The sequence below is a fragment of the Acinetobacter sp. 161(2023) genome (genome assembly GCF_037027805.1).
Taxonomy (GTDB): domain Bacteria; phylum Pseudomonadota; class Gammaproteobacteria; order Pseudomonadales; family Moraxellaceae; genus Acinetobacter.
Genome location: NZ_JAZEYD010000004.1, coordinates 13351 through 28185 on the forward strand (window position 1 = coordinate 13351; position 14835 = coordinate 28185).

Below are 14835 nucleotides of genomic sequence, written 5' to 3' on the forward strand. Positions count from 1 at the left end.
TTAGGGACCAAAACTTTCCAACTCACACAGAGGCTGATTTAAAATTTTATTAATTATTGGGGTAGAACCGACACCCACTGTTAACTCGTGAGAGTCCAAATAATTTGAAAAATCAAATCCATTATTCGTCCACGTACAAAACGGGATATTTATAATATTGACCTCAGCTTCAACCTGCTCTCGAAAAACATTGACGCAATGTTGATGGTAATGACTTAAAACTGACCGATTAATCGCATAGATATTCACTTTAGAAATAGGATTTTTTCGGATGAGATCCAATCCCCGAGTAAGTGCAGCACCCATGCCACTTCCACCACTTACAATATTAAGCGTAGATATGGCCTTCTCGTATTCAGGTTCTATATGATTATTCAGGTTATATTCTAATTGGTCACCAATCGCTAGCTTTTGAAATAAGTTAGAAAATATTCCATTTGGTCTTAATTTTATGTGCAAAACAAAAAAATCATAATTTTTCACACCCAGTGAAACCACAGAGTAACTTCGAATTAAAGATTCTGATGGGTGTTTGATATTTACAATTGCTTTAGAACTAAAGAAGGTCCTTTTAATTTTAAATGTGAGCTCAACAATATTTTCAGAAAGAAAATTTCTACTGATGAGTTGAGCCACACTAAAATTATTAACCAATGGTGCGATTTCGACATCGCTCTGAGCATAGCTAATACAAGGCAAGAACTCTTTATCTATGGCAACTTGGTTTCCCGATTCATATACGACTCCACCTTTTAGTTTACATCGACAAACTCGGCACACACCTTTTAAACAGCCTTTCATCACTGTGCTATCAGGCACTGCATTGATAAGAGGCTGCTCAGAATCAGCAATGAAAATATGCTCTTTAATGCGAACATTCACCATTGGCATATTCTAATTCCATTGCTATGAAAGCGTTTCAGCACGCACAGCCTGAAAATACTCACCCACCATCGGAACAAAGCTATTGATATGCTTGATTGCAAGATCAAAGTCTTCTTGTGTTTTAATTACCGAAGAAAGCATATCTGTCATCATGCCGCTATGGTCTTCAGCTTCATCAAATGCAACATGCGAAGCTGCACCCGATACAGCCTGATTCCCCATATGGACACCCGCTTTTTGCGTAATAAAATTATTAAATTTGTCGCCATAATATTCGAGGAACCAGTCCCAAACGACTGCTGGCAATGCACCAAATTTCTCTACACAAAAGTTTAAATACCCCATCAGTTTCCATGTTTCAGGAAATGCATTTTTTGAAATAATCTGATCTGAAGAATATCCATATTTAGTCAAGTCTTGACCAAACATTTCATCGTGTCCAAATTCATCATATAAATAATATGAAAGCTGTTTTGCAGCAGAGATATTATTGATTGCTGCAACGCGTACAGCATTTGCATCTAACTCATTATTCATATGAATGCGAATAACACACTCTAAAATATGTCGTTTATAATATTTTTCATCGAACCAGTCTTCATTATGAAATTTATGCATAATTTCATCTTTTTTAAACTCGCTATGCATAGCATGATCAACCGCACTTTCTAATTTTTTCAGACTTTCCTGTGAAAAAAACACGTTTTATCTCCGTTATATTTAAATTATTATCCAAGTATTAAATACTTATTTAGCTAGAATTAAGATTATTATTAATTAAACTTAAAACAAGCAAATATTATGTTTAAATATATTTTATAAAATGTCAACAAAATATTATTTTTTAGATTTTCTAACTAAAAGAAGTATTATTAATTAAAAATAAAATTAATAAACTTAATTAACAATTAAGCAACAATATTGTTTAACCAAAAAAATTAATTCCTATTAATATTCACCACCAACAAAATTTAAATAACTTACACTTCATGGAAAAGAAGGAATTTAACAGGGCTATATTATTACAAAAAATAATGTAGAATCCTTGTGGCTAAATATATGGAAGTATTATAAAAGTGAATAATTTAATTATCGGAACCCTATTTGCGCTCTGTGCAGCTGCACTCAATGCCTCTATTGGTGTGATTAGTAAATTACTCATGCATAGTGGTTTAAACCCACAAGATATTGCCTTTTTAAAAACCATTATTGCCTTTTTCTTTTTAAGTGTTTTTTTATTTAAAGTCCCTGTTAGCCAGAAGATTGCATACATTAGTAACACCCCAAGCAAGCTCAGTATTTTTACTCAAATTGCGATATGTGCCTTTTTAGGGATTTTCTCACTATTCTTTTTCGAGACCATTGCCTACAACCACGGCGCTGCGGCCAATGTGGTCGTGGTACTCATGGCTTCAGCCGCTATTTCAGCTTTATTTTTTGGCAGGTTAGTTTTAAAAGAAAGTATTTATATTCATTCAATTATTGGAACATTATTAGCTGTAACGGGTATTAGTGTAATTTCATGGAAAGGTGAAAATAGTTTATTAATGCTTATCAATGCTTCTATTGCAGGTATTGGATATGGTTTATTTTCAGTATTAATTAAAAAATTCAGATTAAATGGTGGTTTATTTCTAACCAAGTACTTATTACTTTTTGGTAGTGTTTATCTTGCTGTTCCATTTTTAATCAACTTTCATAGCATAAACTTTAACACTGACATTATTTTAGGTTTGGTTGGTTTAGCAGTCTTGCCTACCATTCTAGGCTTTTTCTGTACCACCAAAGCTTTGTCTTATATGAGTGCGGCAAAAGTACAAGTGACTGAGCTTTCTGAGCCAATTTTTGCGGCACTCATGGCTTGGGTCTTCATTCATGAACAACCAACTTTATCTTTTTTATATGGCGCAATTTTCATTATTTCAGGCATCTTTTTAATGAATAGAGCGCCTAAATCATAATTTGACTAATTTCATTTATATTGCTCTGCATGATGGCAAGCCACTTGCACCACACTGGCAAAATTAATCGCCATTTGTGAAGGGGCATGTTTTTTATATGCAAGCGCTAAACCCACCGTAGGTACTGGCGCTTGCAATGACCGATAAGCCACACCCTGTATTTGCAATTGTTTAGTCGACTCTGGAACCAAAGATACCCCCAAGTTTGCAGACACTAACGATAAAATTGACACAATTTGCGGCGCATTTTGTCCAATTTTAGGTTCAAAGCCACAGTTTTGGCATGCTTGTCTAATCGCATCAAAAAGTCCTGCACTAATTGAAGGTGGAGAGACAATAAAATCAAGCTCTCGAAGGGAAGCTAAATCAATTTCTTTTGATGACTCGTCTAGTTTAAAAGACTCTGAAGGCAAGGCTGCAATTAAAGGTTCAGCCAATAATTCTTGAATGATTAAGCTCTCTGGAATATGACTTGGAGGCCGAATAATCGCGACATCTAAACGATCTTCAAGCAGTAAATCAATGAGCAGTAAGGTGTTAGCTTCTTCAAGCTTTAAGTTCACTTTAGGATATTGCTGCTGAAAATAACGAACGCATTTAGGAATTAGAGGATTCAACATTGAAGTGCCTGTAAAACCTAATCGCAATTGGCCGACTTCACCATTTGCCACTTGTTTGACAATGTTCGCTGCATCTTCTACACGTTGTTGTACAGGCTGAATCGCATTAAAAAAGGCCCGCCCAGCTTCGGTCAGTTCCACCCCATGCGGAGAACGAATAAATAAATCTGCGCCCAGCTCTTCCTCTAAGTCCCGTATTTGCATGCTTAAAGGTGGCTGACTCATGTTTAAACGATGCGCAGCTCTGGTAAAGTTTTTTTCTTCTGCTACTGCTAAAAAGTAGCGTATATGCCTTAGTTCCATTGCTATATATAAAACATATCATGACCTATTGTTAAATATATTAGAAAAATACCATCTAAATTGCTAATTTTAATTTATCGAATTTTCTCGATGAAGCACGCCGAAAGGCGCTGCACCTCTTTTCTGTCATGGTTATGATATGAGCTCTTCATCTACACCCAGTACCTTAAGCACTGAGGCAACTTCTGTTCTTTCCCGCCAGTGGATTCACAAAGGTACTCAAGCCTATAAACATGCAGGCGTCGCTTTATTCCTCGTAGGTTTTGCTAGTTTCTCTCTGATTTATTGCGTACAGCCGCTTCTGCCAGCATTTAGCCAAAGCTTCCAGATCAGCCCTGCAAGCAGCTCTTTAGCCTTGTCTTTAACGACCGCCTTTTTAGCGATTTCAATTGTACTATCAAGCGCTTTTTCACAAGCGATTGGCCGTCGTGGTGTGATCTTCAGCTCAATGCTGTGTGCAGCTATTCTTAATATTGTGGCGATGTTTACACCTAACTGGAACAGCTTACTCATAGCACGAGCACTAGAGGGTCTGTTACTCGGTGGAGTACCCGCCGTAACTATGGCTTGGATTGCTGAAGAAATCGCACCTGAACACTTGGGTAAAACCATGGGTTTGTATATTGCAGGTACGGCATTTGGTGGAATGATGGGTCGTGTCGGCATGGGCATTTTGATTGAATATTTTTCTTGGCGCACAGCTTTAGGCTTACTTGGGGCAATCTGCTTTATTTGCTCAATTGCTTTTTTGAACTTACTTCCCGCTTCGCGTAATTTCGTACAGAAAAAAGGTTTGAATTTAGATTTTCACATACAAATGTGGCGTACTCATTTAAGTAATTCCAAATTGCTACGTCTGTTTGCAATTGGATTCTTGCTGACCAGTGTGTTTGTTACCTTGTTTAACTACGCTACTTTCCGTTTAAGCGGTGCGCCTTATTCACTGAGTCAAACGCAAATTAGCCTTATTTTCTTGTCGTATAGCTTTGGTATGGTGTCTTCCTCATTAGCAGGTGGCCTAGCCGACCGCTTCGGCAAAAAAACTATGATGATGAGTGGCTTTGCCTTAATGATTGTGGGCAGTCTCATGACGCTGCTCACCTCTCTTTTCGGCATTATTATCGGTATTGCATTTATTACCACAGGGTTCTTTATTACCCACTCACTCACCAGTAGTTCAGTGGGTGCTGAAAGTAAACAAGCTAAAGCACACGCTAGTTCGCTGTACTTACTGTTTTACTACATGGGTTCAAGTATTGTTGGCTCAGCAGGTGGCTGGTTCTGGTTACACGGCGGCTGGAGTGCGATTGTAGGCTTAACTGTTGTACTGTCGTTACTTGGAATATTTTTAGTCGTTTATACATCACACGCAAAAGCTCATTAATTTTTAAATTAAAGGAAAATCACATGTCGAGTTTATTTGTTTATGGCACTTTAGGCCCAGGTCATCCTAATGCACATATACTTGAAAATATTGGCGGACAATGGGCAGAAGGTTGGGTCAACGGAACCTTACATAATCAAGGTTGGGGAGCTGATTTAGGCTATCCGGGAATTGTGCTTGATGATAGTACCAATCAAGTGCAAGGCTTTGTTTTTAGCTCAGAACATTTAAATGCAAACTGGAAATTACTTGATGACTTTGAAGGCGAAGAATACGAAAGAGTACCTGTTCAAGTCACTTTAAATAGTGGCGAACGTGTTGATTCTTTTATTTATGTGTTGAAGTCTTAAGCTATTTCTAAAGCTCAAGCATATAAACATTTAAAAATTGATAGAAAAAATTTAAGTGATCATTTTTTGGCTTGTATTTTTTTAAAGAAACTGTAAAATTCACTCCACGTTGCCGGCATAGCTCAGTTGGTAGAGCAACTGACTTGTAATCAGTAGGTCCACAGTTCGAATCCGTGTGCCGGCACCATCATTAAACCTCATGAATATTTGATTTATGGGGTTTTTTGTTGTCTGTAGATTTTGAATGGAAAAATTTTGTCTAAAAATAAAAAGTGCTATAGCAATATTATCTCTTTAGCAGTTCAAAAATGAATAAAACTTAAGTTTGAAAACGATTAAGTATTTTGTTTAAGATTTATTTTACATACTGCCAAACATCTGGATCCTGATATGACTCATCAATATGGAAACCTTCTTTTTTGGCTTTAATTTCAGCTTTGCCTCTTTCCTTTTGATCTACTAATACCATTTCATCAAAAGCTCTTTTTAACTCAGCCCCTGTTAATTTATATCCATTTTCAATTAAATTTTTTGTTACGTATCTAATTGATTGAATAGAAAACCTTAACATAAACTGTTCATTCTTTTCAGCGTTTAACTCTTTTTTACTAGTTTTCTCTAAATTTAGTTCAGTTAAAACACCATTTTTATATAAATTGAAATATAGTGAGGTAGCAGATTTAAAATGCTCTCTCCATTCAGCTAGAGTTAATAGATTATAGGGATCTATTACAGTATTATTTTTTCCAATTCTCTTTAAATTATCTTTTTTATCAAAACGAGCATCTGAGGGATAGAAGTATTGTTTCCATCCTGCTTTTTGTAATTGACCAAATAATTCCTTATAAGCCATGTAAGCCTGTTCTTCACTAACAAACTCTTCTTTATTCAACCCTGCTGTCACATCAATAATTTGAATACCTTCATTTTGCTGTGCATAGTCAATACGCGCTCCCATCGCTGAAAATGCATTTTTGATAACAAAACTATTTTCACCTAAATCTATTTTTAGATTTGCTAAATGCAGAGGTTCCCACGTGAGGTCAAAAAAAGACATCCCCGCTGGTTGCTGATCTACACCTGTTTGCATATAAGATTTAAACTTTTTTTCACCTTCTACACCAAAATTCAATGTGTAAAGTTCAGGTTGAGAAAATGCTTCTTTATTACTTCCCTCAGCATTACATCCTTGTAAATTTAAAAAAATAAAAAACAAAAAGAAATAACTAACTATTTTTTTCATCAATTAGAAAATCCAGAGTTTAGTTTTATAGATTTAAATTCGGCAATTTGATTATTTTATATACGGCCAAACATCTGGGTCCTGATATGACTCATCAATATGGAAACCTTCTTTTTTGGCTTTAATTTCAGCTTTGCTTCTTTCCTTTTGATCTACTAATACCATTTCATCGAAAGCACTTTTTAACTCAGCCCCTGTTAATTTATATCCATTTTCAATTGAGTTTTTTGTTACGTATCTAATTGTTTGTACAGAAAATCTTAATAAATACTGTTTTTGATCTTCTTTAGATTTTGTTCTCGACATACTTAATTCTGCTAATATACCATTTGTATATAATCTAATTACTGCTAGCGATTTACTATCAAAATATTCTTTCCATTGTTTTAAAGTTAAGAAATTATAAGGATCAATAATAACTCCATCTTCTTGCATAACTTTAAGATTATCTTTTTTATTAAAACGAGTATCTGATGGATAAAAGTATGCTTTCCATCCTGCATTTTGTAACTGTTCAAATAATTCCTTGTAAGCGTTATAAGCCAGCTCTTCACTAACAAACTCTTCTTTATTCAACCCTGCTGTCACATCAATAATTTGGATACCTTCATTTTGCTGAGCATAGTCAATACGCGTTCCCATCGCTGAAAATGCATTCTTAATAACAAAACTATGTTCACCTAAGTCTATTTTTATATTTGCTAGATGTGGAGGTTCCCACGTGAGGTCAAAAAAAGACATCCCCGCTGGTTGCTGGTCTACATCTGTTTGCATATAAGATTTAAACTTTTTTTCACCCTCTACACCAAAATTCAATGTGTAAAGTTCAGGTTGAGAAGACATTTTTTGTTCCTTTTGCTGGGCATGACAGGCCTGTAAATTTAAAAAAATAAAAATTAGGAATATATAACTAACCACCTTTTCCATCATTTGACTCTTTTCCTATTTTAATAAATAACTTATCGAATCGACTTAGACCATCATCCCATTTACTAGTATTCCATCCAGCAATTGTATGTAACTCTTTTTCTAAATAAGGTCGTCCAACTTCACTCAACATCAAACGATGATACTTTTGAGCTGCCAAATTAATCCAGCGCATACGGCTATCTTGATTCTCAACTTGGGTACCACTCGGTGGTGTACTGATTGGAGATTCAGGTAAAGATTTTATCTTTTTTCCAAATTCGGTTTCATACGAATAAACATTGCCACGAACAGCATGTATTTTTTTTATTGTTCCATCATATTCACTTGAAAGAATCAGTTCAGCCTTCGGAATTCCAGCCTTACGTTGAACATCTGCACCATTTCGCACAATAGGATCATTCCATACGATTTTTTGTAAGATGTTGATTTGTTCTTGATTTGCAATTTGCAAAAGATGTTCTAATAAAAGATTAGATGCTTTCTTGAATTTATTATTCTTATTTGTATTCGCTTTAAATATTTTTTCTATATCAGGTAATATTCTAAAAGCATTACGAATTTCGTCTGTCGCTTGCAGATTACTCACTGTTGTTAAACAATTAGACCATGGAAAATTATATAAAGAGCTTTTAACTTTTTTATAAGTTGCTGTATCTCTGCTACCTACGCAAATTTTAAAATCTTCAGAAGACTTGGCCCAAACAAAATGCCAGACGCTAATATCCATATAGAGCCATAGATTACCTTTTGCAAAGGTATGAATACCTGATACCCCGAAACTATCTAAATTATAATGGTCAGAACTAATTGATTTAATTAAAGCATCTGCATTTGATCCAGTTTTAGAAACAATATGATCAAATACAGCAGCAACTGTTTTTGATGCAAAAGCACCTAAGCCCATCCAATAGAAACGTCCACTATAGGTTGCCGCAGTAACAGATTGATTTGATGTAAAAGGAAACATCTCTAAATAAATACGAGCGTAAATCGATGCAATTCGTCTAGCACGGGCCTCATAACCAGGTTCTATACGGTAATTTTGATTATCTTTTTTATTAGATAATAGGGTCATTGCCATCTGTTGGTAATATTCCCATATCGTAGTACAGTCGCAATTTACCGATTTACAACTATTTTCAATATTATTTGTAGTTCCAGACCAATCAAGAGAACCAGCCATTTTAAAATTTATCCTTCTAACTAATGAATAAGCAACAATTATTTCACTGGGTCATTTTCATCAGGTTCAAAATTCAACCAATTTAAATCCACATCCAGTTGTTCAGCTTCTTTAGTATTTACCCTTTTAGTTTTCCCTTTCACATCAGTTTCTGCCATAAAGCTTTGATTATTAGACTGAATGTTATAGCTCACATTAGTTAAAGGCTTTCCAGAAGGGAGGAATAAATTAAACTTTTCATCATATTTTTCATAAGCAGGTAAACCTTGCAGGTTTACTCCAACTTCTGCACCACCTTTAAAGATATGCTGTCCCGCTTTTACTTCGAACTTTGCGGGAGTAATAATCGTAATACCATTTTTATTAATAATGATTTGTGAACCACCAGCCATAATTTACCTATTATTTTATGAAAACTAATCTATAATTAACTTAATATTTTAAACCGTTTAACTTATTTACACATGACCTTTATTGTTGCTATTCAATTAAACGATAGCATTATTGTTGCATCAGATAACAAAAAAGTTAGCCAACAAAAAGATGGAATAATTAAATCTTCACATGAAAAAATCTTGAAAATGCATTCATGGCAAAATGGTATAATCACAGGGTCTGGTGAATATCAAGTTATAAGTCGGGCTGTTAATCTTTTTAAAAATCTGCCCATTCCCTCAATAGAAGATCTGCCACATTGTTTAGTTATTTCTAGAATTATTAGAGAATCAGAAATTGGAAATGATCACTATCAAGTAGAGAATAGTAAACTGCTATGTTCAAGTTATAATGAAAATGGGGCACAACTTTATAAAATTGAAAAATTTTCGTCCACAGAAGATTATTTTTCTATCCCATTAGAATCTAATGAAATTATTATTTGGCTTGTCCATCCCAACATTGATGTGATCGCAAGTAATCTACAATCATTATATGCAGGACTTAAAGATTATTCAGCTTTTTTAAATAAAACTGACTGGATGAATTACTACATTAAACAACTTTCACCTATTTTTAAGATACAAAGCCAAATTGATCCCTTAATGAGTCAAAGTTTTGATATTTTCTTACAATCAAGAAGTGAATTCCTTCTTAATCATGTGCCAAATACATAAAATTATCAAATAGCATCGAGTCAAAGATATTTTTAAACCTTAATAAAAGCTATTATAAACCTGAGCTTCAAAGTAATTTTCTTAAAAATTTTATCCCCTCAAAAGTAAAATAGTACATTCCTAATTTTTTTAAAAAAATAGATTTAAAAATAAGAAATATTAAAAAGATACGATTATAATGCGCCCCAAAATAAGGTCATGATAATAAGCCCTATTTTATAAACATTCATTCATTACTACATTCAACGGGGAAAAGATGAAACTACGTTTTGTTTTGCCTACTTTATTTATAATGTTGCCTTTTACAGTACAAGCTCAAAACACGAGTTCTACGGCTCAAGCAGAAAACATTGTAAAATCACCAGTCTGCGTACTTGAGACTCTACCTTCTGCTGACCACTATAAGTCTCTTAAACGCATTAAAGTCGCAAAAGGAATATATGGCGGCTATGAAGAAATAAAACCTAAATTAGCAAACGCAGCACGTAAATATGGTGCAGATGTAGTGATTGATTATGAGCAGAGACAAAGATTTGGTTTCTGGCCATGGCGTATTGTTCGTCCAGTACTTACAGGTATTGCAGTAAAATGGAATACACCATTTGATTGTGCTGCCTTAGGCGGAAAAGAAATTCGTTAATAAGAAATGAAAAAAGCCCAACATCCTGTTGGGCTTTTTTCGTATTTCGTTACTAGGTATACATCCTGTAATACCTCACGTCCTGATGCTTAAACTTATTATTGTTGTTTTACGTTTCGGAACTTCCTGTTCCTGATGAGTTCATCATAGGTAATTTGTAGAGTTCTAAAAAGAAGCCATTTTCCCGAATATATGTAAGAAAAAGCGTACGAGCTTGTCAGAGTACTTTTACCCCTCTTTTCTCTTCTCTATCATTTTTTCAAAATGTCTAAGGTTTGGGTTGAGCGTATCCCATGCATAGGCTTGGCTCACAAAGACTTCCGCCCTAGGCTGATAGAGACTTGGGTCATCAAGCGTGCCTGCACGGATTGAAATCATTTCAGGGGCAATTTCAGGTAAGCCAAAAAGCTGAGAACCACAAGTCGGGCAAAATGCTCTTTTAATAGGTCGGCCAGAAGATCCTAAAGTCTCAAAATATTTAAGATCACCATTCACTTTCAATTCAGATTGGTGAAAAAAAGCGATTGGTGCATATGCTGAACCTGTTGCCTTCTGGCAGTCTCGACAATGGCAATTAAAGCTATAACGTGGCTCCGCTTCGCTTTGATAGCTCACAGCTCCACATAAACACGATCCTTGATATTTGGCTGACATGGCTCATCCTATTTTTTTATTGCTGTGATTTGAATATAACGTACATATCCATTTTGGTAGAGTTGTTGGCATAACTTTGCAGTCATTTGAATTTTAAAATTTGCCAACCCTCGGCTTTGATTTTGTCCTTGCTGATTTTGAATATACTGCGAAAAACCGAGTAATACAGGCTCGGATAAATCTTCAATTTGAATATCGGCAAAACCTTGTTGTTCCAAGGTTGTTCTTAATATTTTTTCAGTCGGCACAGTATCCCAAGCGACATTTGCTGCTTTGAGTAAATAACGATGCTTTTGTTCTTGCAGGGCGGTCATGTTTTGACATGTGTCAGCACGCATTAAGTAATGAAAACCTAATCGGCCTTTTGAATTTAAAACTGGAGTGACTGAATCTAGAAATGAATTTAAATTGCTGTGATAAGCCGCATCAATACACAACACCGCATCGAAATGTTGTTTAAATTCAAATTGTTTTAAATTTAAAAATGAACCACAAAACATCTGACTTATTTCAGGAATAAGCTTTTGAATTTTATTAACACACTGGGCTTGTAAGTCAACTGCACTGAGGCTTTTGGGCTGATAGTGCTGTAGCCAGTGCAACAAACTTGCACCCTGTCCGCAGCCTAAATCTAAGAGATGATCTTTTGAATTTAAATTGACAGCTTGTGCCAAATGATCTGCCAATTGGCAACAAGCTTCACGGTAGTTTTGGGTATTTTTCCAAAAACCCAAATTTGTCCAAGCCAGCTCTTTGTCATCTCCCAAACTTGATGCATCAATTGCATATTTATGGGGAATAAGTCGAGAAAGAGCCGCTCGAACTTTTACTTTCACAATTTTAGTAACCGAGTTCAGGGGCAACTTCGACCTGAGGCTTTAAACCTACAAATGGTAAAGGTGCACCTAAAATTTCAGCAATATGCATCGCGGAAGTAACTGCCGACTCTAAAATTGGTAAGCCATCACATGACCATGAACCACAGTAAAATACTTTACGGTTTAAGTCTAAATGGCGTTGTTGCAATTCTTTATTTAGAGCAATGGTTTGTGAGTCAACGACTGCACGCGTTAAGGTCACTTTTGAAATGATTTTTTTAGGATCAATATCAGTCACTGGGCGCCAAGTCTGGAACACTGGATTTTTACCCACAAGTGATGGTTCAACCGCATTCATCCACACTGTGAATTGCTGACGGGTAAACTTACGATCCATCATATAGCTCAGCACTGACCAGTCTTTACGGCGTGGCGGCATTACTGTTGCATCTGTATGAATAACAAGATCACCTTGCTCAAAACGGAATTGCTTAAGCAAATTCATATCTTCAGCAAATTGTTCAGGGTTTAAAAACTCATCGATTTTAGATGTTGGTGTTGCAACAATCACGCGATCAAATAAATTCTGTTCACCTTGGCTGTTTTCAACCAGTACTTTTTCGCCTTGTAATTCAACTTTCTTAATCGCGGATCCGCTATGAATGTCGATATCTTTAATTAAGCTGTCTACAAATGCAGGTGTACCACCTTTCATGCGCAATAGCATGTCGCCATCAGTTAAGTGACGTAAAAACTCAAGTAAGTTTTTTGCAGGCCAGTCGCCAATTGTTTTTGGGTTACACGTACAAATGGTATAGAGCACTGGCATTACCACACCATGCCAGAATACTTCTTCTATATCGTTCTGATTAATAAATTCAGCGAGGGTAATATCTTGATTTTTAGATTTGAAAAACTGGTGGATTGCAGTTTTTAATTGCAACATCCCTTTCACAAGACGCCAGCCATATTGCTGGATGCCTTTACGGTTATTGATAATCGGGAAATTACCAATACGGCTACGAGATGTGGTTAACCATGTTTCAGTACGGTCTTCGAATAACCAGCTACATGACATATAAGTACGAACTGGAAAGGTTTTAATACCTAAATGAGCAGCAAGGCTGAGCGTGTTTTTCCACAAATGTGGATTCATAACACGTAATGGCGCATCAATAATTCCACCGTCGAACTCAATACTATGGCTATCCATTCCCCGGCCAGGAAGTGCTTCAAATATCGTGATCGTATGTCCTGCATCTTTCAGAATTCTTGCTGCCGCAAGACCTGCCATTCCACTGCCAATAATTGCGATATTCAAAATGATGTCCCATTTTTCGAGAATTTTTTTGATTATCACTCATACCCTAAAAAAACACCGTATTAAAAACTACCAGATTTTTATTTTTTGCATCAATTTATATAGAAAAATTTTCACTACCGACTAGGCTGACTTTGTATATTTTTTTACAAAAATATACAACCATATAAAAACTTATATTTTTTATAAATTTAAAAAAAATCTTTTAAATAAAATAAGATAATTTAACTATATTTATATCATCTGTTTTACAACTATCTTTTTTTGAGATATCATAGAGCCACAATAATGAGAAACAAATCACATAAAACAATGCCGCAACAACAATGAAAACCATCATAAAAACAGAATCTTTACAGCGAAAAAGCCCGCTATTCACACTTGATAGCGGGCTTTTTATTACTTTGTTTTAATAGCGGATTAAGCGCAATTAAACAATTTATGCTTCTTGCATGATTGAACCGAATTTTCCACGATTAAAATCATTAATCGCTTCCATAATCTCAGCTTTGGTATTCATTACGAATGGACCATAACCTTCGATTGGTTCGTTAAGTGGTTGGCCAGTCAACACTAAGAATTTAGTGTCTTCTTCTGCACTTAAGCTAAACTCAACACCCTCACGAGACAAAATCGCAACGGTTTTACCTTCAAGACGATTTGCATCATTGACCACAACTGCGCCATCTAATATCACAACAAGCGTAGTGTGCCCTTCAGGTACATACAGGGTATGTTTTTGGCCTTTAACCAATTTACCATCCCATACATTTAATGGACTAAATGTCGTTGCTGCACCTTTTGCATCTGCATATTCACCGGCAATCACGCGCAAATTGCTACCATGCTCGTCTAGTGCAATGTCTGGAATATCTTTGGCTTCAATTGCTTGATATTTTCCAGGTGTCATTTTTGAATGAGCAGGTAAATTTACCCACAATTGCACCATTTCAAAAAGACCGCCATGCTCTGCAAATTCAGGAGAATGGAACTCTTCATGTAACACGCCTGCACCCGCAGTCATCCATTGCACGTCCCCAGTTTTAATGGTTCCGCCGCCACCGCTTGAGTCTTTATGAGTCACTTCACCTTGATAGGCGATGGTCACTGTTTCAAAGCCACGGTGTGGATGCGAGCCTACACCTTGCTGTTCAGTCGTTGGCGAGAAGGTATAAGGCGCTGCATAATCGAGTAGCAAAAATGGGCTTAGGGTTTGGCCTAAACGGTCATAAGAGAATAGGTTATATACAGGGAAACCATCACCCACCCAATGCATGTGGTTATTCTGATATGCACCAAGAAATTTCTTCATCTGATCTCTCCTATATATGTAGGATTTTCTTGAACTGAGATTGATTTTACGCCTCAATAATTGCAGTTTATAGATCAGGATTAGCAACACATTATTTCATCTATGAGACAATCATAAAG

Annotated in this window: 16 protein-coding genes and 1 tRNA gene; 6 read left to right on the forward strand and 11 right to left on the reverse strand. The window is 35.7% G+C overall.

What is annotated here, in order from left to right; all coding sequences use genetic code 11:
• Together WA249_RS04470 and WA249_RS04475 are read right to left on the reverse strand one after the other, a co-directional pair.
• A complete protein-coding gene (locus tag WA249_RS04470; RefSeq protein ID WP_336166645.1) occupies positions 1-891 on the reverse strand; it encodes a 2Fe-2S iron-sulfur cluster binding domain-containing protein in 891 nt (296 codons plus the stop codon).
• Positions 892-906: 15 nt separating this feature from the next.
• A complete protein-coding gene (locus tag WA249_RS04475) occupies positions 907-1587 on the reverse strand; it encodes a hypothetical protein (protein ID WP_003653956.1) in 681 nt (226 codons plus the stop codon).
• Positions 1588-1961: 374 nt separating this feature from the next.
• Between WA249_RS04475 and WA249_RS04480 the strand changes: the two genes are divergently transcribed.
• On the forward strand, positions 1962-2846 hold the full coding sequence (locus WA249_RS04480) for a DMT family transporter (protein WP_336166646.1): 885 nt from the start codon (positions 1962-1964) through the stop codon (positions 2844-2846).
• An 11-nt stretch (positions 2847-2857) separates the two neighbouring features.
• Here WA249_RS04480 and sxtR read toward each other — a convergent pair whose 3' ends face one another.
• The gene (gene sxtR, locus WA249_RS04485) at positions 2858-3769 is read right to left on the reverse strand and encodes a multidrug efflux pump transcriptional activator SxtR (RefSeq protein WP_336166647.1); all 912 of its coding nucleotides are present in this window, start codon (positions 3767-3769) and stop codon (positions 2858-2860) included.
• Positions 3770-3908: 139 nt separating this feature from the next.
• Here sxtR and sxtP point away from each other — a divergent pair, with 139 nt between their 5' ends.
• From sxtP to WA249_RS04500, 3 genes are all read left to right on the forward strand, one after another.
• A complete protein-coding gene (gene sxtP, locus WA249_RS04490) occupies positions 3909-5153 on the forward strand; it encodes a multidrug efflux MFS transporter SxtP (RefSeq protein WP_336166648.1) in 1245 nt (414 codons plus the stop codon).
• Positions 5154-5176: 23 nt separating this feature from the next.
• Positions 5177-5503 (forward strand): gamma-glutamylcyclotransferase family protein, encoded by a 327-nt coding sequence (locus WA249_RS04495; RefSeq protein ID WP_336166649.1) that lies wholly within the window; start codon positions 5177-5179, stop codon positions 5501-5503.
• A 111-nt stretch (positions 5504-5614) separates the two neighbouring features.
• Positions 5615-5690 (forward strand) — tRNA-Thr (locus tag WA249_RS04500).
• Between the two features lie 168 nt (positions 5691-5858).
• Here WA249_RS04500 and WA249_RS04505 read toward each other — a convergent pair.
• From WA249_RS04505 to WA249_RS04520, 4 genes are read right to left on the reverse strand one after another with little or no spacing between them, the layout of a single operon-like run.
• Positions 5859-6746 carry a hypothetical protein gene (locus WA249_RS04505; protein WP_336166650.1) on the reverse strand — a complete coding sequence of 296 codons (888 nt, stop codon included), beginning with the start codon at positions 6744-6746 and terminating at the stop codon, positions 5859-5861.
• A gap of 51 nt (positions 6747-6797) precedes the next feature.
• Complete coding sequence (locus WA249_RS04510) at positions 6798-7676, reverse strand: hypothetical protein (RefSeq protein ID WP_336166651.1); 879 nt, start codon at positions 7674-7676, stop codon at positions 6798-6800.
• Positions 7657-8859 (reverse strand): DUF2515 family protein, encoded by a 1203-nt coding sequence (locus WA249_RS04515; protein ID WP_336166652.1) that lies wholly within the window; start codon positions 8857-8859, stop codon positions 7657-7659. Before WA249_RS04515 ends, WA249_RS04510 begins: the two co-directional genes overlap by 20 nt.
• Before the next feature lie 38 nt (positions 8860-8897).
• Positions 8898-9251, reverse strand: coding sequence for a hypothetical protein (locus WA249_RS04520; protein WP_336166653.1), 354 nt, complete (start codon positions 9249-9251; stop codon positions 8898-8900).
• Between the two features lie 72 nt (positions 9252-9323).
• Between WA249_RS04520 and WA249_RS04525 the strand changes: the two genes are divergently transcribed.
• Positions 9324-9971 (forward strand): hypothetical protein, encoded by a 648-nt coding sequence (locus WA249_RS04525; RefSeq protein ID WP_336166654.1) that lies wholly within the window; start codon positions 9324-9326, stop codon positions 9969-9971.
• A gap of 256 nt (positions 9972-10227) precedes the next feature.
• Positions 10228-10611, forward strand: a complete 384-nt coding sequence (locus WA249_RS04530) for a hypothetical protein (RefSeq protein WP_336166655.1) — start codon at positions 10228-10230, stop codon at positions 10609-10611.
• A 228-nt stretch (positions 10612-10839) separates the two neighbouring features.
• On the opposite strand, the gene WA249_RS04535 is transcribed toward WA249_RS04530, so the two are convergent.
• The 4 genes from WA249_RS04535 to WA249_RS04550 all read right to left on the reverse strand — a co-directional run bounded on the left by WA249_RS04535 (position 10840) and on the right by WA249_RS04550 (position 14716).
• Positions 10840-11265: a GFA family protein gene (locus WA249_RS04535; RefSeq protein ID WP_336166656.1), complete on the reverse strand. Its 426-nt coding sequence runs from the start codon at positions 11263-11265 to the stop codon at positions 10840-10842.
• 8 nt (positions 11266-11273) lie between these two features.
• Positions 11274-12101 (reverse strand): SAM-dependent methyltransferase, encoded by an 828-nt coding sequence (locus WA249_RS04540; RefSeq protein ID WP_336166657.1) that lies wholly within the window; start codon positions 12099-12101, stop codon positions 11274-11276.
• A 4-nt stretch (positions 12102-12105) separates the two neighbouring features.
• A complete protein-coding gene (locus tag WA249_RS04545) occupies positions 12106-13404 on the reverse strand; it encodes an FAD-dependent oxidoreductase (protein ID WP_336166658.1) in 1299 nt (432 codons plus the stop codon).
• Positions 13405-13843: 439 nt separating this feature from the next.
• Complete coding sequence (locus WA249_RS04550; RefSeq protein ID WP_336166659.1) at positions 13844-14716, reverse strand: pirin family protein; 873 nt, start codon at positions 14714-14716, stop codon at positions 13844-13846.
• Between the last annotated feature and the right edge of the window lie 119 nt (positions 14717-14835).